The 23,727-nt window shown below is 61.9% G+C and carries 21 protein-coding genes; 10 read left to right on the top strand and 11 right to left on the bottom strand.

What is annotated here, in order from left to right; genetic code table 11:
• The 5 genes from AW06_RS16605 to tagH form a co-directional block, all read right to left on the bottom strand.
• The coding region (locus tag AW06_RS16605; RefSeq protein WP_273704819.1) for a substrate-binding domain-containing protein at positions 1-614 on the bottom strand (614 nt) is incomplete at its 3' end.
• 44 nt (positions 615-658) lie between these two features.
• A complete protein-coding gene (locus AW06_RS16600) occupies positions 659-1,144 on the bottom strand; it encodes a hypothetical protein (RefSeq protein WP_034928753.1) in 486 nt (161 codons plus the stop codon).
• Between the two features lie 197 nt (positions 1,145-1,341).
• Positions 1,342-3,993, bottom strand: a complete 2,652-nt coding sequence (locus AW06_RS16595; protein WP_273704818.1) for an FAD-dependent oxidoreductase — start codon at positions 3,991-3,993, stop codon at positions 1,342-1,344.
• A 23-nt stretch (positions 3,994-4,016) separates the two neighbouring features.
• A complete protein-coding gene (locus AW06_RS16590; protein ID WP_034952286.1) occupies positions 4,017-4,490 on the bottom strand; it encodes a cyclic nucleotide-binding domain-containing protein in 474 nt (157 codons plus the stop codon).
• A 182-nt stretch (positions 4,491-4,672) separates the two neighbouring features.
• Positions 4,673-6,331, bottom strand: a complete 1,659-nt coding sequence (gene tagH / locus AW06_RS16585; RefSeq protein WP_034952285.1) for a type VI secretion system-associated FHA domain protein TagH — start codon at positions 6,329-6,331, stop codon at positions 4,673-4,675.
• Between the two features lie 234 nt (positions 6,332-6,565).
• Between tagH and AW06_RS16580 the strand changes: the two genes are divergently transcribed.
• The 4 genes from AW06_RS16580 (at position 6,566) to AW06_RS16565 (ending at position 9,739) form a co-directional block, all read left to right on the top strand.
• Entirely contained in the window at positions 6,566-7,330 is a 765-nt protein-coding gene (locus AW06_RS16580; RefSeq protein ID WP_034952283.1) for a ParA family protein, read from the top strand.
• A 59-nt stretch (positions 7,331-7,389) separates the two neighbouring features.
• The gene (locus AW06_RS16575; protein ID WP_273704817.1) at positions 7,390-8,805 is read left to right on the top strand and encodes a caspase domain-containing protein; all 1,416 of its coding nucleotides are present in this window, start codon (positions 7,390-7,392) and stop codon (positions 8,803-8,805) included.
• Positions 8,806-8,833: 28 nt separating this feature from the next.
• Positions 8,834-9,088, top strand: a complete 255-nt coding sequence (locus tag AW06_RS16570; RefSeq protein ID WP_046535417.1) for a hypothetical protein — start codon at positions 8,834-8,836, stop codon at positions 9,086-9,088.
• Positions 9,089-9,202: 114 nt separating this feature from the next.
• Positions 9,203-9,739, top strand: a complete 537-nt coding sequence (locus AW06_RS16565) for a DUF924 family protein (RefSeq protein ID WP_034952281.1) — start codon at positions 9,203-9,205, stop codon at positions 9,737-9,739.
• 19 nt (positions 9,740-9,758) lie between these two features.
• Here AW06_RS16565 and AW06_RS16560 read toward each other — a convergent pair whose 3' ends face one another.
• The 3 genes from AW06_RS16560 to mutL form a co-directional block, all read right to left on the bottom strand.
• Complete coding sequence (locus AW06_RS16560) at positions 9,759-11,924, bottom strand: exonuclease domain-containing protein (RefSeq protein WP_034952319.1); 2,166 nt, start codon at positions 11,922-11,924, stop codon at positions 9,759-9,761.
• 63 nt (positions 11,925-11,987) lie between these two features.
• Positions 11,988-12,944 carry a tRNA (adenosine(37)-N6)-dimethylallyltransferase MiaA gene (gene miaA, locus AW06_RS16555; protein ID WP_034952279.1) on the bottom strand — a complete coding sequence of 319 codons (957 nt, stop codon included), beginning with the start codon at positions 12,942-12,944 and terminating at the stop codon, positions 11,988-11,990.
• A complete protein-coding gene (gene mutL, locus AW06_RS16550) occupies positions 12,941-14,752 on the bottom strand; it encodes a DNA mismatch repair endonuclease MutL (RefSeq protein WP_034952277.1) in 1,812 nt (603 codons plus the stop codon). The genes miaA and mutL overlap by 4 nt, the downstream gene beginning before the upstream one ends.
• A 64-nt stretch (positions 14,753-14,816) precedes the next feature.
• Between mutL and AW06_RS16545 the strand changes: the two genes are divergently transcribed.
• Genes AW06_RS16545 through AW06_RS16525 form a run of 5 tightly spaced genes read left to right on the top strand, consistent with a single transcriptional unit; the run spans position 14,817 to position 19,772 of the window.
• Positions 14,817-15,458, top strand: a complete 642-nt coding sequence (locus tag AW06_RS16545; RefSeq protein WP_034952275.1) for a DedA family protein — start codon at positions 14,817-14,819, stop codon at positions 15,456-15,458.
• Entirely contained in the window at positions 15,455-16,108 is a 654-nt protein-coding gene (gene purN / locus AW06_RS16540) for a phosphoribosylglycinamide formyltransferase (RefSeq protein ID WP_034952273.1), read from the top strand. Before AW06_RS16545 ends, purN begins: the two co-directional genes overlap by 4 nt.
• A 12-nt stretch (positions 16,109-16,120) precedes the next feature.
• Entirely contained in the window at positions 16,121-17,152 is a 1,032-nt protein-coding gene (locus tag AW06_RS16535) for a DUF3108 domain-containing protein (RefSeq protein WP_034952271.1), read from the top strand.
• Complete coding sequence (locus tag AW06_RS16530) at positions 17,149-18,420, top strand: RsmB/NOP family class I SAM-dependent RNA methyltransferase (RefSeq protein WP_034952269.1); 1,272 nt, start codon at positions 17,149-17,151, stop codon at positions 18,418-18,420. Before AW06_RS16535 ends, AW06_RS16530 begins: the two co-directional genes overlap by 4 nt.
• Positions 18,417-19,772: a mechanosensitive ion channel domain-containing protein gene (locus tag AW06_RS16525; protein ID WP_138677914.1), complete on the top strand. Its 1,356-nt coding sequence runs from the start codon at positions 18,417-18,419 to the stop codon at positions 19,770-19,772. Before AW06_RS16530 ends, AW06_RS16525 begins: the two co-directional genes overlap by 4 nt.
• A gap of 253 nt (positions 19,773-20,025) precedes the next feature.
• Here AW06_RS16525 and AW06_RS21050 read toward each other — a convergent pair whose 3' ends face one another.
• The 3 genes from AW06_RS21050 to AW06_RS16515 all read right to left on the bottom strand — a co-directional run bounded on the left by AW06_RS21050 (position 20,026) and on the right by AW06_RS16515 (position 22,379).
• A complete protein-coding gene (locus AW06_RS21050; protein ID WP_171047285.1) occupies positions 20,026-20,184 on the bottom strand; it encodes a hypothetical protein in 159 nt (52 codons plus the stop codon).
• Positions 20,185-20,263: 79 nt separating this feature from the next.
• A complete protein-coding gene (locus AW06_RS16520; RefSeq protein ID WP_034952267.1) occupies positions 20,264-21,670 on the bottom strand; it encodes an ATP-binding protein in 1,407 nt (468 codons plus the stop codon).
• The gene (locus AW06_RS16515; protein ID WP_034952265.1) at positions 21,657-22,379 is read right to left on the bottom strand and encodes a winged helix-turn-helix domain-containing protein; all 723 of its coding nucleotides are present in this window, start codon (positions 22,377-22,379) and stop codon (positions 21,657-21,659) included. The genes AW06_RS16520 and AW06_RS16515 overlap by 14 nt, the downstream gene beginning before the upstream one ends.
• Before the next feature lie 176 nt (positions 22,380-22,555).
• On the opposite strand from AW06_RS16515, the gene AW06_RS16510 reads away from it, so the two are divergent.
• Positions 22,556-23,719 carry a fatty acid desaturase gene (locus AW06_RS16510; RefSeq protein ID WP_034952263.1) on the top strand — a complete coding sequence of 388 codons (1,164 nt, stop codon included), beginning with the start codon at positions 22,556-22,558 and terminating at the stop codon, positions 23,717-23,719.
• Positions 23,720-23,727 lie beyond the last annotated feature (8 nt).

Raw genomic sequence — 23,727 nt, 5'->3', positions numbered from 1 at the left:
CGCGTGTGTCTAAACTTCAGTGATCGTGGGTTTGTCGCTTTTTTACGATCAGGGATGAGCAGACCGGTGTAATGCTCGAACAGTTCGAGCGTGCTGCGACCGACCTCCTTGCTGACACGGATGAGAGGGAGATCAGGCCCCCCCAGTGCCTGCCAGTTATTGATCTTGCCCGAGTACACGTCGACCAACTGCGCCTTGGTTAAGCTGCTGACCGGATTGTCCTTGTTGACGATGATCGCCAGCGCATCCATGGCAATCACCGTATTTTTGAGGGTCAATTTTTCGTCGGCGTGAAGCTCGCGCGAGACCATTCCGATCTGGCTGGTTCCGGAGAGAGTGTTCTTGACCCCGGCGCCGCTTCCTCCGCCAGACAACTTGACCGGTTCTCCGCCCTGAGCGGTGAACAGGGGAATGAGTTTCTCGACTACCGGCTGTACTGTGCTGGCTCCCGAGATATCGAGCGCGGCGAGCGGTGGACTGAGCGTCACCGCCGTCATCGCGAACAGAACAACCGTCAACGACCGGGCAAGGGGTAATGCATCACGCTTGCCGATGCCATGGGTGATTTGTAGCCAAGGATCAACACCTACACCGTTCCTCACATCGTCCTCCATCCCTCACAAGAGACTCCACACGGCCTTTCCGTTCGAGCGAAGGGTCAGGCTGCATTTGCTGCCACTCGCCTGGCCTTGGCTTCGCTGACCATTTCGCCACGTGGCCACTGCAAATACGGAAGCAGCGTGATTCGATCGACATCACTCAGCGGTTGGCGCAAGGCCGCGGCGACCGCACGAGCCTGTGGCCACGGCGCAGTTGCAGAAACTTCGGCATAGAAGTGCATCAGCTTCTGGATGTTTTCGATGGCCGGGCTCTTCTCGAGCGGGCGCAGGTCACAGACGAAGTCGAACTCGAACGAGTTGTCGCGCTGATGCCACTGATTTGGCTGCCAGGCGTGTTCCGGGTCTTCATAGAGCATCAGGTTCATGATGTCCACGCCCTTTGCCTCTGGGCCGCGAAGCTGCTCGCGAATGGGCCTGAGCCTGCGCGAGAACCATTCCGCAAAGCCCCAATGGGAGGACGACAGACTCCGCGTGCGTGCCTCGGTTACTGCGTGGAAGTAGATGCGGACGCTCGCAATGGTCATGTGCGGCTCAATTCGAAGTGGCAATCCTATTTGCCAAGGCGTGCTGGGTCATCACCCGAAATGGAGACGCCGAAAAGAGTAGTTATATCATAATGATGTTCGCCATGATCTGGAAACTTCCGGCAATTGCGTCGGAGCCGACATCGCCCCGGACACTATCCTTGACCCCAGCAACATCCCCGAGCATTGCCAGGGGATCAATCCGTCCCCAGTTTTGCGAGACCCGACAGATTGCCGCGCCGCAAATCCGCGTGGATTGGCGTCAGGTCGGCTCCGGCCTGCACGACGCGGGTGAAGTCCTTGGCCGATCGCGGCGGGCCGACGTACAGGGCGCCGACCAATTCGCCCTGGCGCAGGATCAGGCGCCACCATGCCGCGTCGTTCGGCCCCGCCGTGTATTCTTCATCGCCAGGCTTGGCGGCGATTTCGCCAAAGCTGCGCAGGTCGATCCCGTCGCACTTGAGCTGAAGGACGATGCGTGGCGCCTGATACGGTTGCTTCCTGCCGAGCAGTGCGTTGGCGGCCGTTGCCGCCTGGGCCGCGCCGACGGTCCATAGGCCGCCGACGGCACCAGGCAGTTCGGCGACGTCGCCAACGGCGTAGATGTCGGGGTCGCTGGTGCGCATGCACGAATCCACCTTGATCCCGCGGCCGACTTCCAGTCCGGCGGCGCGGGCCAGTTGCGCGTTGGTGCCGATGCCGAGACAGGCGACGAATAAATCCGCCCGCGCGCACGGCCCATGTGCCAGCCAGGCGGCGCGCAAAGTCGCACCCTGGCTTTCCCAGCGACTGATGGCAACGTCGGTGAGAACCTGGATACCGATGCCTTCGAGGTAAGTGGTGAGTCGGGCGGCGCCCTGATGGTCGAGCTGCGCGTTCATCAGCCGGTCCGATCTTTGCAGGAGCGTGACCTGCAGCCCGAGGTGGTGCAGGGCGTCGGCCGCTTCGACGCCGAGTACGCCGCCGCCGACGACCAGCGCGTGACGTGCCCGCCGCAGTTGTACGTAATTGCGCAGTGCTTGCGCGTCTTCCGCCGAGCGCAGGACAAAGGCGTTGTCGAACGATAGGAAGTCAGGGTCTGGTGTCGTGCAGTGGGCTCCGGTGGCGAGGATCAGCTTGTCGTAAGGCAGGGATTCGCCAGTTGCGAGGAGAACGCGCTTGTTCTGCCGATCCACTGCACGGGCAATCGAGTTGCGCCAGACCTCGACGCGGTTCTTGGCGTACCAGTTATCCGGGATCAATTGCAGTCCGTCCATGCCGGTGCGGCCATAGATCAGCCGGCCGATGGCCATGCGGTTGTAGAAGTGGAGCGGTTCGCTGGTGATCATGTCGATCTGGAGCGAGGCGCTCAGGCGGCGCAATTGTTCCGCGGTGCTGGTGCCGGCGATGCCGTTGCCGATGATCACTACCCGGGAAATGCCTGTACCGAGCGCATGGTCGACTTCCGGCGCGGCGGGTGCTGCCTCGGTTTGTTCCGCTGTGCTGGAGTTCGGGTCGCGGTCGATGAGCACCGGGCCGCTGACCCGGCACATGCATGCCAACCGTGCTTTGCCTTCCAATCCCAGTCGGCGCAGCGTCGCCAGTTCGTCGTCACCAGCCGGCGACAGGTGCTTGCTGCCTGCGCACACGACCACCGCATCGGCACCGCAGAGGCCGGCCCGGCAACCATAGTTGATCTTGAGCCCGGCACTCTCGATGGCATCGAGAAGGGTCGCGCCTTTCGGGACCGGGAAGGCGATCTTCGTTTCCCGATCGGTCACCTCCGCCCCCTGCTTGCCACCAAAACGGGTATGCATCTGCGTCCTGCCGCTCGGCTCCGGGGCGCGCTGTGCGGGTTGGGCGGCGGCTTTGGCGAACAGTCCTTCGGCGTAAAGGCTGGTGCCGAGCAGGATCAGCCCGCCGACCACGCCGACGCCGCGGCTCGCAACCGTCAGCCATTCCGGTGCCGTAAAGGAGAGGAAGTGGGAGAGGGTGCCGAGAACAACGGGGCCGCCGAACCAGTAGAAGATGGCTAACGCGACGGCGGCGAAAACGGCCGCGACGCGATGCGGCGACAGGGGGAAGCAGCTGGTGGCGATGGCATATAGACCGGCAGAGGCGCAGCAAGCAGCAAGCAGGATGGCCAGATAGAGTTCGTAGCCATAGGTCTGCGTCGGTCCCTGCAGGAAATAGGCACCGATCAGCCCAGGCAGCAGGCCGATGAACAGGCGGCGCTGGCTGGCGTAGCGCGGGTCGGAATCGACGAGGTCAGCAAAGATGGCGCCGCGCGGGTTGAAGTCGTAGCAGTTCTTCTGGCAGCCAACGCAGGTCGGGCAATAGCCGTTCGGAACGACGACCAGTGGGGCATGGCCATAGGTACGCTGGATCGGCCCCAGCGGGCAGAAGGTTCCGCACCAGCCGCTGCGCCCGGCGAATACCAGGCCACCGACGAAGGCCGCGATCAGCACGCCGACGATGCCAGCGGCCACCAGTCCGCCTGCGTGGTTGAGAACTGGCGAGCGGGCGGCGACGCAGGCAAGGAAGAGGGCAACGGCAATGAGAAAGGCACGCTCCTTCCATTTTCCGGGAAGCGGCAGGCTGCGGCTGACGCCGGTCATGCGTGGAATCTGGTTGAGGAAGGCCATCGGGCAGACCTGCCGCCAGAGTCCGGGCGCAATCACCAGCACTGCTGGCAGGACCGGAATGGCCAGACCCCACCAGAGCTTCAGCCCGACGGCGGGATCGACTGTCAGCAGGATGGCAAAGCCGAGGGTGGCGAGCAGGGTGAGGACGCGCAAGACCTGCCACACGGGTTTGGGCAGGGCTGACTTGCGTTTGGTGTAATTGGCGAAGAAGTGCTCGGGGCTCATGGCGTGGTTTCGCGGGTCAAGGATTAAAACGCCGTCTGCAGTTGGCGTAAGCGCCGGCTGGTGTAGGCAGCGAGATCCTGGAGCAGGGCGATCGCCAGTGCCGGCTTCCAGGCCGCCAACTGCGCGAAGGAATCCCGTCGCAAGGCAAGCAGCTCGGTACTTTGCAGGGCAGTGGCGGTGATCGCGCTGGCTTCACCATCAAGGAAGGAGGAGATCCCGAACACTTCGCCTTCGACAAGAACGTCCACTTCGCGCTCGGTCTGGACGCTGATGCCGGCGGTGATACGGATGCTGCCGGAAACAATGATCAATAAGGCATCGCTGCGCTCGCCGGCGGTGATGATCCGGCTGCCGGTGGCAAAGCGCAATTCGGCGACGAAGCTGTCGAGGCTGTCGAGTTCATCGTCCGAGAACTCTCGCAGGACAGGCCGCAGCCTTGCCGGAGCGACTATTTCGGTGACCTGTTGGTCGGGATCGGTGTAGCTGAAAAACTTCATCGGAGCCTTCCTGCGCCCGCATGCTGGCGCTGATCATTGCCATGAACAAAAGCGAACCCTGAAGGGAAGCTCGCCGGATCTGGGTCGACTGTGCCGGCTTCGCCCTCGCCTTGCCAGACGCTCGTCGGCGGGCGAGGGCACGCAAGGGCTACCGATCTCTATTCGCGGAAGCGTCGACCGGGTCAATTCTCTTCCAGTTTGTCGCCGCGAGCCGTTCCGCCAGCGAAGGTGGCGATGAAGGAACTGACCGGTCGGTGTGGCTGCAAGGATTGGCGGCTGCCCCAACGCTCGACGTAGAGGTCCCACAGCCTGGCCTTGCGTGAGCTCAGCAATTGGCCCATGCGGTTCTCGGCCGACGCCGCACGGTCGATGGCCTCGGGGGCCAGTTCGTTGGCCATTATCTGCACAGCGGTCCGAACGGCAGCCTCGGTCTGCCGAAAGTGCTCGCCCAGTTCGGCGAGGCTGGTCTGGAAAGACTGCTGGCAGTCCAGGTAGGCACGCCGGGGTGGGCCGAACAGCACGCGCAGCGCTTCCTCGTTGGTCGGCATGATGCTGAGCGGATTGCTGGGGGCCGGACCAGGGCGTACCCCAGGCGGCTGGTCGAGGGCAGCGTTGCGCAAGGCCTGCAATTGCCGGATTTCGTCGGTGATCAGGAGGAGCAGTTGCCCGAGCCGTTCGCCCAGCGCTGCGGCGTCGGTTTCTTCGAGGTCTTCGGGCGACAGCCCGAGTCCTCTGGCCATGCTGGCCAGTACGTCGCCGCCGGTCGCCGCCTGCGCTGGCGGCGTAGGGTCGGTAGCATCGGTAGAGGGCGAAGGGGCGGCTTCCGCGACAATCCGGGTGACCACCGGTTCGCTCGGCAGTGCTGGCGGTGTCTTGACCACCCGCGCGAGGAGGGTCATGCCGTCGTCGGCCGCTGGAACGTTCGCCGGCATCCTGTCGGTGCCAAGCTCGGCCGGCGTCAGGGCAACCGGCGGTAGGTCGGCAAGCAGCAATGCCGGGTCACCGCCGCGCCGCGCATTGCCGGCGGGGCGCACGGGGGCAACCTGGGCAGAGGGGGGTTCGTCCGCAACCGGAAGAGGCGCGGGTTGGTCGACGCCACAACTGGTAGCGCCGTCTGGGGTAGTGTCCGCAAGGCCAGTGATCTGTACGGCAATCAAGTAAGGACCAATCAACAGGAGGTCTCCATCGCGTAGCGGGTAATTGTCGCTGACGCGGTCGTTGATGCGCTCACTACTATGATTGACGAAGGTCCCATTGGAGGAACTGTCCTGGAGAACGAATGCGCCGTCCGTGAAGCGGATCGTGCAATGGCGCCGGGAGATGCCGCCGGTTCGGTCGGGTAGCGTCCAGTCGTTACTGTCGTCCCGGCCGATCCTGAGCACTCCTTGGTGACCCAGCGTTTTCGTCAGAGGATGCTGGTCGGCAGACGTGGGCTTGCTCTCGATCGTCAGTTGCAGCAGCGGTTCGGGGGCGGGCGGGGAATGCCCGTCGGCCAGGTCGTCGTGCCTGACTGGCTCGCCGTCGTCCTTGATTTCGACGCGGATCAGGTAGGCCCCGATCCGCAGCCGCTCGCCGTCCCGCAAGGCATGCGGACTGGTCAGCCGGGTTGTGTTGCCATCGATGAAGGTACCGTTGGTCGACAGGTCGTAGAGCAGGTAAGCCTCGGGCGAGCGGCTGATTTCGCAATGCCTGCCCGACATCAGTCGGCTCGGGTCCGGCAAGGTCCAGTCCAGTCCTGGCAAGCGCCCTATGCTGAGACTCTCGCGGGCGCCGAACTCGATGCTCGCAGTGGCGGTGGCTGGTAATCCCGTTGCGTTCTCCAGCGTCAGGCGAAGCTTCATGAGAAATTCCCTGAAAGAGGTCGGAGCGGCGCCGTGCCGGAAAATCCGTGCCCGTCCTTGTTGCAGAGGCGGCCGCTTACCCTGCCAATTCTCGGACAAAGGGCTTGTCGAGGGCAAGCGCTTTCCCGCATTCCTTGCTGACCAGGGCCCCAGGTTTCTGTCCCTGCTCCTCGACGCCTGCCTCCGAGTTGGCTAAACTGTCCTTAAATCCTTATTTCTGAACTGGGAAAAATCATGCGCCGGGTCGTCTTCAACCAAAAAGGGGGAGTGGGCAAGTCCACCATCGCGTGCAACCTGGCCGCGATCGCTGCTGCACGAGGCCGACGGACGCTACTGATTGATCTGGATGCGCAAGCCAATGCGTCCCGCTACCTGCTCGGCAAGGCGCTGGACGAGCAGCAGAAGACCCTGGTCCACTTCTTCGAGAATATTCTTGGCTACCGTCTGCTTCCCGAGGCGCTCAGTGCCTATGTGATTCATACACCATTCCCCGGTCTCGACCTGCTGCCCGCTGACCCCGGGCTCGAGGAATTGCAGCCCAAGCTTGAATCTCGCTACAAGATGTACAAGCTGCGCGAGGCACTGGAGAAGATTGCCGCTTACGATGAGATCTGGATCGATACTCCGCCAGCACTGAATTTCTATACCCGTTCGGCTCTGATCGCCGCCGATGGTTGTCTGATTCCTTTCGATTGCGATGATTTTTCGCGCCGTGCCCTGTATACGCTGATCGCCAATGTGCGCGAGATTCAGAGCGACCACAACCGTTCCTTGCGCGTCGAAGGAATCGTCGTCAATCAGTATCAGGCACGGGCCAATCTGCCGCTGCGCCTGGTCGACGAACTGCGTGGCGAGGGCTTGCCGATCCTCGACGCCTTCCTTTCGGCTTCGATCAAGATCCGGGAGTCGCACCATCTGGCTCTGCCGATGATCCACCTCGATCCACGGCACAAGCTGACCGGTGAGTTTTCTGCCCTCTACGACCTGCTGTCGCAGTGAGCATATCCGGCTCTGCCGGGTGTATGATTTTCCTTTGTCATTGATGCGGGGAGATCGATATGCCTGCGGTACGACCATGCCTGCGGCTGTTGGCAACGCTTTTCATGCTGCTCGGCTGGGGTGCGGTGGTCGCTGCCCCGGCCAAGGGCCAGGTCGCGCTGGTCGTCGGGATCGGCGCCTATCAGAATGCCCCGGCGCTCCCCAACCCGCCCAGGGATGCTCGCGCCGTTGCCGATTCGCTGAAAAAACTCGGTTTCCAGGTGGAACTGGCCGTCGATCCGGACAAGGCCCGGCTGGAGCAGGCGGTGAAGCGCTTCGGCGACCAGTTACAGGGCGCCAAGGTCGGCCTTTTCTTCTACGCAGGTCATGGCCTCCAGGTCAGCGGCCGGAATTACCTGGTGCCGGCAGATGCCAAGATCGAAAACGAGCGCTCGCTGCCTTTTGCTGCAGTCGACGCCGACCTGGTCCTGACGCAGATGGAAACTTCGACCCCGGTCAGTCTGATCTTCCTCGATGCCTGTCGCGACAACCCCTTTTCCCGTTCTTTGGCACGCAGCATGGGGACCCGTTCGGCCGCCGTTGGCCGCGGTCTGGCCCAGATTGCCGCCGGCGAGGGCTCGCTGATCGTTTTCGCTACCCAGCCAGGCAATGTGGCGGAAGACGGGCAGACCGACCATAGTCCGTTCACCGAGGCCTTGCTGAAAAACCTGGCCGCACCTGGACTGGAGGTGCGGCAGATGTTGACCCGCGTACGCCAGCAGGTCAAGGAGCAGACCAACGGCAAACAGATTCCCTGGGATCATTCGTCGCTGACCCAGGATTTCTATTTCATTGGGCCGACCACGGTGGTCGTCCAGTCGCCGCCGGCGTCTGCCGCCCAGCCGCCGCCGGTAGCGGGCGTCGACCCGATGGCGGTCCAGTTGTCGCTCTGGGAGTCGGTGCGCACCAGCCAGGACCCTGCCGATTTCGAGGATTACCTCAAACAGTACCCGGATGGCAAGTTTGCTGCCGTTGCCCGGCGTCGTCTGGCCGCGCTGAAAAGCGCCTCGCAGAAGGAACGTGAGCCGGTGCGACAGGAATCCCAGTCAGCCAGGTCGGAGCCGCCGGTGGAGCGCCAGCCGGCGCTGCCGCCGATCACAGTGCCCGATAAACAGGCCGGGTTCGACGTCATGATGCAAGGAACCGCCACCAATCTCACTGTCGGCACGACCGCCCAGGTGCAGTTTCAATTGCGCCGTTTCGGCACCGGCGTGACGGCTGCCATCCGGGTTTTCCCGCCCTTGTTCGCTACCGGCGTCCTGCAGGGACAGTATCAGGAAGGGCAGTGTATGATGCAGGGATGGATGAACGAAGGCTTCCTGCTGAAGATGGTCGGTGCGTGTTCGGCGAGCGGTTTTTCTGGCCAATACCAGGCCGAAAGCCCGGGTCTGGTCCAGCAAGGTGTTTTTCGCCTGCATTCGAGGGCATCCCAATGACTCTATTCACCGAACAAGGAGTACATACATGAAGACCCTGTTGGCCATCGTCATCGCTTCATCCGCGTTCGTCTCTGGCCAGACGCTGGCGGATCAGCCGAATATGGAGGCGGCACTCGCCAGTCTTCAGCAGGCCAAAGAGAGCCTGCAGCGAGCGACCCTCGATAAGGGTGGCCATCGTGTCAAGGCCATCCAGGCGGTCGATGCGGCCATTGCTGAGGTCAAGGCTGGCATCGAGTTCGACCGCACACGCCAATCCAGGAACGAGAACCAGAAGAAGTAGACGCGCCGCCCTGGCGCGTGGGCGCGCTGGGCAAAGGTGACGCCTAACCCTTCACACCGGCGGGGCCGCTCAGTTCAAGCGTTAGCCCCAAAAAGTGTCCGTGACGGAGCGATTATGTTCGAGGAAGTATTGGAGTTCTGGTTCAAGGAAGCTGAACCCAAGCAGTGGTGGATCGTTGACCCGGAATTCGATGCCCGGATCAGGGGTCGTTTCCTGCCAGTACTCGATCAAGCGGCTCGGAGTGAGCTGTTCACCTGGCGTTCTACGCGCCAAGGGCGCTTGGCCGAGATTATTGTTCTAGACCAGTTCTCTCGAAATATCCATAGAAATACACCCGGAGCGTTCTCCCAGGATCCCCTGGCGCTGGCTCTATCTCAGGAAGCGGTTGCCTCTGGGGCGCTCGAACAGTTGTCGCCGACCGAGAGAGCATTCTTGCTCATGCCCTACATGCACAGCGAGTCGACCGTAGTTCATATTGAGGCGGAGCGCCTCTACAAAGCGTGGGCACCGGCAAGCAACTATGAGTTTGAACTCCGCCACAAAGCCATCATTGATCGTTTCGGCCGCTATCCACATCGCAATACAATACTGGGCAGGGCCTCAACGCCGGAGGAAGAGGAGTTCCTGAAGCAGCCAGGCTCCGGTTTCTAGTCCCGGCGCGCATCGGGCTTCAGTACTTGACGCGTGCGAAGTAGGTTTTCTCGGAAGCCGCAAGCGCCTGCCGCAGCGTGACGATCCCCATCCGGGCCAGCAGGGGCAGCATCTTGAGGAACACTTCGCCGGTGGCGCAGGCATCGCCAAGCCCGCTGTGGCGGCCGTCAATGGCGATCCCCAGGCGCGTAGCGATGCTGTCGAGCTGGTGTGAGTCCTGGTTGGGGTGCAGCACGCCCGAGAGCAGCAAGGTATCGAGGACTGGCTGGCTGAAAACCACGCCGGTACGCGCTTCCTTCAGTTGCAGGAAGCGCATGTCGAAGGCCGCATTGTGCGCAAGCAGAACGGTTTCGCTGCAGAAATCATGGAAGGCGGGCAGAACCACGTCAATGTTCGGTTGCCCACGCAGCATGTCGTCGGTGATGCCGTGAATGCGGATCCCCTCGGGTCGCACAAAGCGCTCCGGATTCACCAGCTGGTCGAAAATCTCGTGCCGTAACAGACGGCCGTTGACGATGCGCACTGCCCCGATCTGAATGATCTCGTCGCCGGCCGCAGGCTCGAGGCCGGTGGTCTCGGTATCGAACACGGTGTAGCTGAGATCCGCCAGTGGCCGGTCAAGATCGATATTCTGATCACTGAAATGGAACAGGTCGAAGTCGTAATACTCGGGGCGGGCACCGCTGTCGTCGACCAGTTCTCCAGGCGCCATGGTCTCCGGAGAGGCGACCGGCAGGACGAAGCGGAAGAAGGCCCGATGCGCGGCCTTTTCACGCTCGTACCAGATCTCGCCGCCGTGGCGGTCAATGACATCCCGCAGCGACAATGGCGAACTCTCCTTCTTCATCTGCATGGCATCGTTTTCCCAGGTGTAGAAAGTCTCCGATGACATGGCGTGCCCGGCCCAGATGAGATCCAGATAGGCGAGTTTCCCAAAAGGGAGAAGCCGAAAGCGTAATTCCTTGATCTGATAATGATCGACCAGACGCGATGCCAGGAAACAGATCGAGAACACCAGCGAGAAGCTCTCGGCGCGCAGCCACAGGACTTCGTCGACTTCCTCGGTCTTGCTGGATAGTTTCAGTTGTTCCTCGATGCGACGCTGGGCAGCAGCGATGATATCGACTCCGAGCACGTCTTCGAGCGGCCAGCGGGTTTTCAGCGAGTCGGCAAACTCGCTCATGGTCTGATCGAGACGCTGGCTCATGCGCAGGACTTCGTCGCTGATGATGCCGACGAAACGTTCGCGTATTTCCGCTTCCATGTCCGGATAGTCCGTCAGGTTGCTGACGGCGACACGGATGTTGGCCAGGCTGCCACGGCTGCCATCGGTCAGCGACTGCAGCACCTGATCGCGACGGGATTCCTGTTCCAGGCTGCGTGTAATGTTTTCCACGGTGAGCACGTAACCGGTCATCTGCCGCTGCCGGGAATCCGTGCTGGCAGACCATACGGGCACCAGTTGGACGCGCAGGAGCTGCCCGCCCCGCGCCGCAGTAATAAAGTTGGCGATTGCTGCGGCGGCGCTCTTGTGCAGACGCTGACGAACCACCCCAAGCGCGTGGTCGATCTGATTCCGTTCGAGGATCGAGAAGATCGAGCGACCCAGACCAATCAGCGCACCGCCTGTTCCGGCCGTGCTGCCTTGTGCCAGGGCCCTGAACTGCAGTCTGGCACGGCTGTTATAGAGCAGGATGCGACCATCCAGGTTGCAGACCACCACCGCTTGCGCCAGCTCGGACATCAGTGCCGCCAGGCGGTTCTTTTCATCCTCGACCGAGGATTTGGCGGCAGCGATCTGGGCCTCGACATCGTCCATCAGCCCATCGCGCTGCTGTGCCAGGTCATTCGTCGCCTGCGCCAGTAACTGGACTTCCGGTGGTCCTTCCGGTGTCACCCTGAAGTTGCGGTTCGCAGACAGCATCAGGTGCAGGTTCTCGGCCATCTTGAGCAAACCCTGGACATACTGGCGAAACAGCTGGTGGATGACCAGCAAACCGACAATGAAGCCAAAGAGGGTCATCATCGTGCCGAGAGACAGGTGCGGCACGACCAACTGGACGAGCAACGCTTGCTCGGCGGGTTGCGCACTCACCCAGATCAGCAGCGCTGTCACCACGAAAGGGCCGGTCATCAGCAGACCGAGAATGATGACCGCAAGAATGAAACGGGTACGGGCGTTCATTTTCTGGATCTGCTCCATGATCGCAGTTGCTCTGACATTGATGAACTCCCTCATGATTTGTCGTCAGGCAAAGAGATGGCCGATGAGCCGGCTGACCTGACCGGCCAGGTCGGGACTCAGGCAATCGACAGTCCGTGGCCGCAGCGTGTTGCCGATCCAGGTGATCTGTCGCTTGGCGAGCTGGCGGGTGGCGTAGATGCCACGCTCGCGCAGTTCGTGACGTGGCGCGAGGCCGTCCTGAACCTCCCATACCTGCCGGTAGCCGACACAGCGCATCGACGGCAGAGCAGGCTGTAACTGGTATTTTCCGCGTAACCACCCGACTTCGTTTTCCAGACCGGCGGCGAGCATCGCGGCAAAGCGGTCGGCGATACGCTGGTGCAGGGCGCTGCGATTCGAAGGCAGCAGGCCGATCGACACGAAGCGGTAGCCTGGCGCCGTTTTCTCGCCGTTCATGATCAACGCCGACAGCGGGCGGCCGGAAAGGCGAAAGACCTCGAGCGCGCGCTGGATGCGTTGTGCGTCGCTGCGCTGCAGGCGTGCGGCCGTTGCCGGATCGACCTCGGCGAGTTCGGCGTGCAGCGCCGGCCAGCCCCGTGCAGCGGCGTCCCGGTCGATCGCCGCACGCGTTGCCGGGTCGGCTGCCGGCAAGTCGACCAGGCCGTCGACAAGCGCTTTGAAGTAGAGCATGGTACCGCCGACAAGCAAGGGTACGCGGCCACGCGCCGTGATAGCGGCCATTGCGCGCAGCGCGTCGGCACGGAAACGGGCTGCCGAGTAGGCTTCCTGCGGGCTGATCAGGTCGATCAGGTGATGCGGGAATTCAGCCAGGGTTGCTGCGTCGGGTTTGGCGGTGCCGATGTTCATGTCGCGAAAAACCTGCGCCGAATCGACGCTGATCAGCTCGACGGGGAAACGCCGTGACAGTTCGAGCGCCACCGCGGTCTTGCCGCTGGCAGTCGGTCCCATCAGCAGGATTGCCAGAGGAAGATCGTCCGGGTGCGCTGCGATCTTGCTCATCGGCCGCGCAGAAAGTGGCGGTCGAGATCGGTCATGCTCAACTGCGTCCAGGTCGGGCGGCCGTGGTTGCAGAGTCCGGAACGTTCGGTTTCCTCCATCTGACGCAGCAGGGCGTTCATTTCCGCCAGCGACAGCAGCCGCCGGGCGTGCACTGCGCCCTGACAGGCCATGCTGGCCAGAAACTCGTTGCGCGCTGCTGTCAGCAGTTGCGTGACGCCATGTTCGCGCAGTTCGCTCAAGAGCGAGCGTGCCAGTGCGGCCGGGTCGGCGGCCTGCAGGAGAACCGGAACGGCACGCACCGCAAGCTGTCGGGGACCCACCGGTGCGAGATCGAAACCGAGTTGCCGCAGTGCCTCGGCGTGTTCTTCAGCGGTGGCGATATCGATCGCCTCGGCATTGAACACCGCGGGAATCAGCAGCGCCTGCGTCGCCAGTCCTTGCTCGTCGAGCGCGTGTTTGAGCTTCTCGTACAGGATGCGTTCGTGCGCCGCATGCATGTCTACGACTACCAGACCCTGGTGGTTTTCCGCCAGGATGTAGACGCCGTGCAGTTGCGCGAGGGCATAACCGAGCGGCGCGGCTTCGGTCTCTATCGTGGCAGTGGCTGGCGGCAGAGAAGCCGGGGTTTGCGCGGCCTGGGCGAACGCAAGGTAAGTATGGCTGCTGGCGGGTTCGCGGATACCCAGCGAACCCTGGTACGCCACCCGGTTGACGAAAATCGGGCGCCCGGCCTGGGTTGCGCGCGCCGGATGATCGGGCTCGTGCGATGATGCCTCGTGTGCTGCCGGTGTCTGGGCGCCTGGCGCTGGCGGCGTTGCCAGCGGACCCGACAACAGCCGCTGCACGGCATGAAAGACAAACTGGTGCACCGCGCGGGCGTCACGGAAGCGGACCTCGGTCTTCTGTGGATGAACATTGACATCGACAGTCGCCGGGTCGACCTCCAGGAACAGGCAGAAAGCCGGGTAGCGGCTGCCGTGCAGCAGGTCCTGGTAGGCCTCGCGCAGTGCATGGTTCAATAGTTTGTCGCGAACGAAGCGGCCGTTCACGTAGACGTACTGGGCGTCGCCGCGCGCGCGCGAGTAGGCCGGCAGCGCGCAGTAGCCAAAGACGCGTAGTGGTCCGGCGGCGGCGTCAAGGCAGCGCGACTCGGCCAGAAACTCCTCGCCAAGGATCGCACCGGCACGCGTGCGCACATCGCTCCTGGGCATGTGCAGACTGACGCGACCATTGTGCGTGAGCGTGAACCCCACTTCTGGATGGGCCAGCGCAATGCGCCTGACGGCCTCGGCGCAATGGGCGAACTCAGTGCTGTCGGACTTGAGGAATTTCCGGCGTGCAGGCGTGTTGTAATAGAGGTCGCGCATTTCGAGCACGGTTCCGAAGGGCAGGGCGGCCGGTTCGGGCGTTGCCCCTGCTTCCGCACTGAGCCGCCAGGCATGCTGCCCGGCCTGCTGCCGGCTGGCAATGGTAACCCGCGCGACGGCAGCCACCGAGGCCAGCGCTTCGCCACGGAACCCGAGCGTGCCGACCCGTTCGAGGTCATCGAGCGAACTGATCTTCGAAGTCGCGTGGCGGACCAGTGCCAGCTCTAGTTCGTCACGTGCAATGCCGTCACCGTCGTCAATGACGCGGATCAGCTTGACGCCGCCTTCTTCGAGCTGGATCTGGATCGTCGAACTGCCGGCATCAAGGGCATTTTCCAGCAGTTCCTTGAGTACCGAGGCCGGCCGATCGATGACTTCGCCGGCAGCGATCTGGCTGATCAAGAGATCGGGCAGGAGATGGATGTGGGTGGTTTCAGGCATCGGCTCATTATACCGGCCCGGCTTCCGGTAGAATCGCTCCTTGCTTCCAGCCTCCTTTTTGACAATGGAATACTTGACCAGCTTTATCGATATCATCCTGCACCTCGACAAGCACCTGGCGATGCTGGTGCAGCAATATGGGCCGTGGATCTATGCGATTCTTTTCGTGATCATCTTCAGCGAGACCGGCTTCGTGGTGACCCCTTTCCTGCCCGGTGATTCGCTGCTCTTCGTCGCCGGTGCGCTGGCAGCGCTGGGGGGCATGCAGATCGGCGTCCTGCTCGCGGTGCTAATTGTCGCAGCGGTGCTCGGCAACATGCTCAACTACCAGATCGGTCGCTATCTCGGGCCGAAGGTCTTCCAGTGGGAACAATCGCGTTTTTTCAACCGAACGGCACTCGACAAGACACGCGCCTTTTACGAGAAGCACGGTGGCAAGACCCTGGTCATTTCGCGTTTCCTGCCGCTGTTCCGCACCTTCGCGCCGTTCGTGGCAGGCATCGGCGCGATGAACTACGGAAAATTCGCCTTTTTCAACCTGATCGGTGGAGTCAGCTGGGCCGGCTCGCTGACTCTGGCGGGCTATTGGTTTGGCAATCTTCCATGGATTCAGCAGAATCTGACCCTGGTGATCGTCGTGATCATCTTGATTTCGCTGCTGCCGGTGTTGGTCGGCTGGCTGCAACATCGCAAGGCTAGCGCATGATTAAGATGGTGGTCCTGATCTCCGGGCGGGGCAGCAACCTGACTTCGCTGCTGAATGCTGCGACCTCCGGAGCGATCCCGGCGCGTATCGTCGGCGTCATCTCCAATCGGCCCGATGCCATGGGCCTGCAGACGGCCGAAACACACGGCGTGCCGACGTGCGTCATTGACCATCGAGGGTTTGCCGAGCGCGAACAATTCGATGTCGCCGTCGCCGCCGCGATTGACGGTTTTACACCGGATCTCGTGGTTCTGGCGGGATTCATGCGGATTCTCGGGCAGGCTTTCGTGCGTCGCTACGAGAATCGCCTGATCAACATTCACCCTTCGCTGTTGCCGGCCTTTCCCGGCCTGCACACGCACCGCCGCGCGCTGGCCGAGGGTGTTCGGATTCACGGTTGCACCGTACACTTCGTGACTCCCGACCTGGATCATGGACCGGTCATCGTGCAGGCGGCCGTGCCGGTACTCGATGACGACGACGAGGCGACGCTGGCCGCACGCGTTTTGGTGCAGGAGCATCAGGTCTACCCGTTGGCGGTACGCTGGTTTGCCGAAGGTCGCCTGCATCTGCGCAACGGACGCGTATGGCTGGATATGCCGCAGGCTGATGGCATGGCGCTGATTGCTCCGCAGTCCGTTGCCGGATAGGTTGGCGAGCCGATGCCTGTTGTTCTGATCATCGCCTTCATTGCCTCGATCGGTGTCCACTCACTGGTGCTCTTTGCTCCGGATGTCGACTTGTCAACCGGCAGCGAATCGCCGATGTTGGTCGTTGAACTCAAGATGCCGCCAACGCCAACGCCAACGCCACAGCCGCCAGCGGCAAGGCCTGTGAAGCCCGAGGCCGCGAATCGGCGTTCTGCGCGGCGCCCACCGGCTGTGCCAGCCCAGTCGTCGGTAATGACCGTTCGTGATTCGCCGGTGCAGGTGCCTGCAGCGGAGCCAGTACAGGAACCTGGCCCGGAACCCGCACAGGAGGGGACGGAAATGCCCAAGGCCGCACCGGATCTGCCGCCTTCCTCCTTGCCGTCGGTCGCGGCGGCGCCGGTGGCGTCGCAGTTGCCGGCACATGGCAGGATTCGTTATCGCGTCGATCGCGGCGATCAGGGTTTTGAGATCGGTTTCTCGATCCATGATTGGGAGGTCATCGACGGCAGCTACCGGATCACAGCGGTGACCGAAACCAGCGGGTTGGTCGGGTTTTTCAGACCATTGCGTTTCGAGATCGAAAGTCGCGGACGGTGGACCCCTGCCGGATTGCTCCCCGAGCGGGTCGTGACTCACCAGAGGGGGCGCGCAACCGGCCAGCAAGCCGAATTCGACTGGGAGGCCCTGCAGTTGCGTATCGACGGTCGGCCAGCGCAGGCCTTACGCCCCGGTACTCAGGACTTGTTGAGTTTTCCCTACCAGCTGGGTTTGCTGCCTGACCTCGGTACGGGTCGCAGCTTGCCAATCGTGACCGGCAAGAAGTACGCGGATTTTCGCGTCGAAGTCGTCGGTGACGAGGACCTCGAGATTCCGGCAGGAACTTTTCACTGCCTGCACTTACGCGTACCAGGTGTGGCCACGACCGAGCTTTGGCTGGCTTATCAGCATGCGATGTTGCCGGTAAAAGTTCAGCATCTGGACCGTAAGGGCGATCTTTACGTGCAGGTTGCGACCATCATTGAAATCAGCCAGGAACCCCAATGACCGCAAGTAGCGCGCGTTTTTCTCATGCCCTTTTTCGTCATGCCGAAGCGTTGCTGTCGGAATTGTTGTGCTCGGTATTTCCGGCTGACCTGGTTGTTTCCCGCTATTTTCGCCAGCACCGCGAACTCGGCCATGCCGATCGCGGTTTCATTGCGGAAACGGTGTTCCTGGTGCTGCGCCGAAAGCGCTCGCTGTCGGCGCGTTGTGCCGACGAGCTGACCTCAAGGCGACTGCTCCTGGCCGTGCTGGCGTGCCTGCAGGGAATGAACCGGCGCCAGCTGGAGGGTGTTCTGAGCGAATCCGAGAGCAAATGGCTAGCACAGGCCAAGGCGGTGAAAATTGATGAACTGCCGCCGGCGGTTCGCCTCGATCTGCCCGACTGGCTGTACGCCGAGTTCATGGCGCAGTACGCAGCCGATGAAGTCGAGCGCCTGGCAAACGGCCTCAACCAGCCGGCACCGCTGGATCTGCGCGTCAATCCCCTGAAGACGGGTCGGTCGGAGGTGTTGGCGCGTTTGCTGGCCGACGGACTGGCGGCCGAGGCCTGTCGCTATTCGCCGCTGGGAATCCGTCTGCTCGGCAAGCCAGCTCTGTCGAAGCATCCGTTATTCATCGATGGCAGCATCGAAGTGCAGGACGAGGGCAGCCAGTTGCTGGGTTTTCTGGTGCAGCCCCGGCGCGGTGAAATGATCGCCGACTTCTGTGCGGGTGCAGGTGGCAAGACCTTATTGCTCGGGGCGTTGATGCGTTCGCAGGGCCGTCTCTACGCCTTCGATGTCGCCGAGCGGCGGCTGGCCAGGCTAAAACCACGCCTGGCACGTTCTGGCCTGTCAAATGTGTATCCGCTGCAGATCGAATCCGAACGTGACGTCAAGATCCGGCGCCTTGCCGGCAAACTCGATCGAGTGCTGGTCGATGCGCCCTGTTCCGGCCTGGGTACCCTGCGTCGCAATCCGGACTTGAAGTGGCGGCAGATGCCGGCAAGTGTTGCCGAGCTGTGTGCCAAACAGGCGGCGATTCTCGCCGCCGCCGGAAGCCTGGTCAAAGTGGGCGGACGCCTTGTCTATGCGACCTGCAGTCTGCTCGAAGCCGAGAACGATGCCGTGGTCCAGGCTTTCCTGGCGCAGCACCCGGACTTTGTTCCCTGTTCGGCCCAGGACATCCTGGCCAGACAGGGGATCGCGATCGACGTCGGCGAGCGCCTGCGATTGCTTCCCCATCAGCACGGGACTGACGCCTTTTATGCGGCGGTAATGGACCGGCGATGAACGAAAAGGCGATGTTTGCCCTGCTGTTCGAACTCTGGCGGGATTTTCGGGAGCCGGCTTTTCTCTGGCAGGTGCTGGCGTTGGCTGCGAGTCTGCTGCTCGCCTGGGGGGGCGCGCGCTTCGGTCGACGGCACGAGTTCGCGCGCGCGAGCACGGCGCACGGAGCCTTGCGCGCCTTCGGTACCGGCAGCCTGAAGCGCGTCGCTTTTCCCCTGCTGGCGCTGCTGTCGGTGTTGATTGTCCGCCAGAGTTTCCGGCACTGGCAGCTCGGGCCGGTCAGCCTGCTCGATCTGGCCGTGCCATTGCTGCTCTCGATGGCGCTGGTGCGTGCGGTGATCTATGTTCTGCGCCACGCCTTCTCGCCGAGTGGCTGGCTGGCCAGTTCCGAGCGCTTCATCGCCACCGCGATCTGGTTATGCCTGGCGCTCTATCTGACCGGGCTAGCGGAACCCCTGATCGAGATCCTCGAACAGGTGAATTTTCACGTCGGCAAGCAGAAACTGGACCTGTGGACCCTGTTGACCGGCCTGGTGACCGTCGTCGTCACGGTTCTGGTCGCACTCTGGCTCTCGGGCGAGATCGAGACTCGCCTGCTTGCCAGTGAGACGCTGGACTCGAATCTGCGCGTGGTGCTGGGCCGCCTGGTCAAGGCGGTGCTGTCGGTGGTGGCCTTGTTGCTGAGCCTATCGATCGTCGGTATCGACATCACTGCGCTATCGGTGTTCAGCGGTGCCCTCGCGGTCGGTCTCGGACTCGGACTGCAGAAAATCGCCAGCAATTACGTCAGTGGCTTCATCATCCTGCTCGACAGATCGATTCGCATCGGCAACCTGGTTGCTCTCGATGCGACGACTTCCGGGGTCGTCACACAGATCACCTCCCGCTATACGGTCCTGCGCACACTGGCCGGTACCGAGGTGATCATTCCCAACGAGTATCTGGTGTCGAACATCGTGCGCAATGAGTCCTTCACCGATTCACGATTGCGGGTGATGGTACCGGTGCAGGTGGCTTATGGCACCGATCTCGAGCAGGCGATGCGCCTGATGACCGAGGCAGCGCAGGCACAGCCGCGCGTCTTGGCCGAACCTGCGCCGCAAGCACTGCTGACACTGTTTGCCGAAAGTGGTATCAATCTCGAGCTTTGTTTCTGGATTGCCGACCCGCAGGAGGGGACCGGTGGCGTCCGTTCGGCGATCAACCTGATGATCTGGAACTCATTCCGCGAACACGGCATCGAGATTCCCTTTCCCCAGCGCGAGGTGCGCCTGCTGGGCGGGGTATTGCCGGCGACCGTGGATAATGATTCCCGCAATGAAAAAAATCCCGCGCCGAAGTCGGCACGGGATTGAAGGCCCATCGTTGCGATGGGCTACAGGGGAGGAGACCAAACCATTCGCTGAGGCTTTCAAAGAGATCCGCGGTGCTTGCGCCTGCTCAGCCAGCAGCGAGCGCCGTACCAGATCAGCGCGCCGGTTGCGGCGATCAGAGAAGCCTTCAGAAGTTCCATTTCTCCGGCTCTGAGCACATCCCAGGCGACGATCCCAATGAAGATACCGATACCTTCAGACAACGGAAAGGGCGGCGGGGGGTGCGCCACCCCCCTCATCTACCAGTATGTCCGCCGTGCTCTTTCTCACCGCAATGGCCCGTGGAATCGCTTTCAGGAATGCTTTGCCGGTCGGCAGAGGCCGCGTCGCTGGCGAAAAAGTGTTGGCGCGAGGTGGCGAGAAAGGTCTCGCAGTTCAGGTTGAAGTCGCTCATCTGGTCTTCCTTTGGCATCGTTCTGTACATGGGAAGGGATGATAGGGGCGGACCAGACGCTCCGTCTGCAGCAATTGCGTCAGCTTTCCGTGACGTTCTGTGACAGTGGCCAGCTGAGCGTGAAACGTGCCCCGCCAAGCGGCGATGCCGCGGCGCTGGCATTGCCGCCATGCTGTTCGAGCACCAGCCGTGCGATCGCCAGTCCGAGGCCGTAACCTCCGGTCGCACGGTCGCGCGAACGGTCGAGGCGGGTAAAGGCTGAGAAAACGCGTTCACGCTCATCAACCGGTATGCCGATGCCGTCATCGTCGACGTGCACCTGGATCTGGTCACCAAGGACTTCTGCACTGACGATGATCCGTGTTTTAGCGTACTTGATGGCATTGCGCAGCAGGTTGGTGATCGCATACGGCATGCTCTTGAGATCGAGTTCGACGCGCAGCAGCGGCGGCAAGGTGCTGTGGTCGACCCGCAGTTCAAGCCTGCGCGCCAGCATGCGGCTGGCTTCCACCTGTTCTTCAAGCCAGGGAGCGATCTCGACTGCGGTCAGGTCGAGTTCAGGCTGCTCGCGCTCGAAGCGGGCATAGGTCAAACTGGAATCGATCAGGCCGTCGAGTTCATCGAGGTCAGCTTCCATCGTTCGCCACAAACGCTCGCGCTCGCAGGGTTCAGGGGTGTCCGCCAGTATCTCGAGCGCGAAGCGTAGGCGTGCGATCGGGGTACGCAACTCGTGCGAGATGGCACTCGACAACTCCTTCTGTGTTGCGATCAGTCGCTGGATACGCTCGGCCATGCCGTTCAGGGTCTCTGCCAGTGGTCTGAAAGCACTGCTGCGCATGCTTGGAGCACGTGCTTCGAAGAGTCCCTCGCCGAGGGCGCGTGCGGTCTGGCGCATCGCTTCCAGGTCCCGCCAGACCGGATGCACCCATAGCCATACGACAATCGCCAGACAGACCCCGATCAGACTCCAGGTCAGCAGACTGATGCGTAGGTCGAGCGGAATTCCACGCGGGTATTCCGGGTTGCGCTCGGGCGAGATCGGGCCGACAACTAGAATTTGCGGAGTCTGTTTGAGGCGGTGGTAGATGATGTCTCCCTGTACATCAATCGCCAGTTCGCCACTATCAAGCCTCGCCGCCTGTATCGGAGGTAGATTGAGCGTCCAGCGGTCTACGATACTGAGTTTGTAGGCGAATTTCCGATCGAGCGCCTCGATCGCCTTTGGCCATTCCGAACGTGGTCTGCGGAACAGTTCGTCTTCGATCAGAAGCACCGTGCCACGCATGAACCGGCTGGTGTAGTCGTCGGTGATGCCCTTGACCGCAGTCGAAATGACGAAGTCGGCAAAGATTGCAATAGCCACGAAGGAGCCCATGACCAGCAGGTAGAAATTGAAAAACAGTCGGGACAGGCTGTAGCGCCCTCGCCAGGGCGCCGGCTTGTAAGTCGCGAGGACGGCGAGCAGCTTGTTGCTATTGCCAGTCATGCTTACTGAACAGATAGCCCTTGCCGCGCACGGTCTTGATTCGCGTCGGGTTTTCCGGATCGTCTCCGAGTTTGCGGCGCAGCCTTGAAATGCGGGCGTCGATCGAGCGGTCGAGTCCGTCAAAACCGATGCCGCGCAACTCCTGGAGCAGATCGTCGCGTGACAGGATGTTGCCGGCGTGACGGGCAAGCAGCCACAACAGATCGAATTCGGCCGTGGTCAGGTCGATGGCATCATCGCCGAGATGGGTGCTGCGTGTCGCCTGGCTGATTCGAAAGCGGCCAAAAGCCAGTTCGGAGGGTTCGCTGGATTCCGCAGTGTTGTTGCCCGTGTTGCTCGGATTGACCGGCGAACGGCGCAGCAGGGCCTTGATGCGCGCTAGCAGCAGGCGCGGCTGAACCGGTTTGGCAATGTAGTCGTCGGCGCCCAGTTCAAGACCAAGGATCTGGTCGAAGTCTTCGTCGCGTGCCGTCAGCATCAGGATTACCCCGCCGTAGTGCGGGCGGACGGCGCGACAGACTTCGAATCCATCCTTGCCGGGTAGCATTACGTCGAGAATGACCAGGTCGGGTCGCTCGTCGAGAATGCGTGTCTGGGCGGTATTGCCACGTGGTTCAATCAGGACCTCGAAATCGTTCTTTCGCAGGTACTCGGCAGTCAGATCGGCGAGGCGCTCATCGTCCTCGACCAGCAGGATACGTGTTTTCATTTGCCAATGATAACGGCTTGTGGCGGTGCGTACACACCCGCAGGCCAGAAGACCGGGATTAGCTTGCCTTCAGCGCAACTTCCAGAGCTGGTCAGACTTGCGGGCTTGTGACAAGACGCTTTGGCGCGGCGGCTGATTGCCTTAGAATCACGAGTCTGCTCCTTAAAGGATGGTTTATGTACGCTGGCTTAGTCGATTGGCCCTGGTGGGCTTATGTGTTGATGGCACTGGGTCTGACGCATGTCACAATCACCTCGGTGACCATCTTTCTGCACCGCCATCAGGCACATCGTGCTCTGGATCTGCATCCGCTGGCCGCACATTTCTTTCGCTTGTGGCTGTGGTTGAGCACCGGCATGGTGACCAGCGAGTGGGCATCGATCCACCGCAAGCATCACGCCAAGTGTGAGACTGCCGAAGATCCACATAGTCCGCAGGTGTTCGGCATCCATAGGGTTCTCTGGGCGGGCGTTTTCCTCTACGTCAGGGAGGCCCGCAACCAGGACACCATCGCGCGTTACGGCCGCGGCACACCGGATGACTGGATCGAGAACCATCTCTACACGCCGTGGCACAAGCTTGGCGTACTGCTCATGCTGCTCATCGACATCACGGTTTTCGGCATGCTGGCAGGCACGCTGATCTGGCTTGTGCAGATGGCCTGGATTCCGTTCTGGGCGGCTGGTGTGATCAACGGTCTTGGGCATTTCTGGGGCTACCGCAATTTCAGTTCTCCGGACGCTAGTACCAATATTTCTCCCTGGGGGATACTGATTGGCGGAGAAGAGCTGCACAACAACCATCACACTTTTCCGACTTCCGCCAGATTGTCGATTCACTGGTATGAGGTCGACATCGGCTGGCTCTATATCCGCATCCTCGCTGCGCTTGGCCTGGCGCATGTGAAGAAGGTGGCACCCAGGCCGCGTCTTGGGGATCTGCGGCCGGTCGTCGATTTCGATACCCTGCAGGCAGTGATCGTCAACCGTTACGATGTGCTCTCTCAGTACGCCCGTTCGCTGAAACAGGTATACCGCGAGGAACTTGCCACGCTACAGGACGGTAGTCGCTTCAAGGGCATGAAGCGCTGGCTGGCGGCGGATGCCGATGCCGTTCCGCAGGAACACCGCAGTCGGCTCGAGTTGCTGCTCGGCGAGAGCCGTGCGCTGCAAACTGCTTATGCCATGCGCCAGGAACTGGCGGCCGTCTGGGAGCGCTCGAACGCTTCCCGCGAGCATCTGCTGCGTGCGCTGCAGGACTGGTGCGAGCGTGCCGAGAACTCCGGGGTTCGGCAGTTGCAGGAACTCTCGCTGCGCTTGCGCAGCTATGTACTGGCCTGATCGAATCC

Origin of the sequence: Candidatus Accumulibacter cognatus, assembly GCF_000584975.1 — a bacterium.
GTDB lineage: Bacteria > Pseudomonadota > Gammaproteobacteria > Burkholderiales > Rhodocyclaceae > Accumulibacter > Accumulibacter cognatus.
Note: the sequence above shows the minus strand (reverse complement) of the source record. Positions and strands in the feature narration are given on the sequence as shown.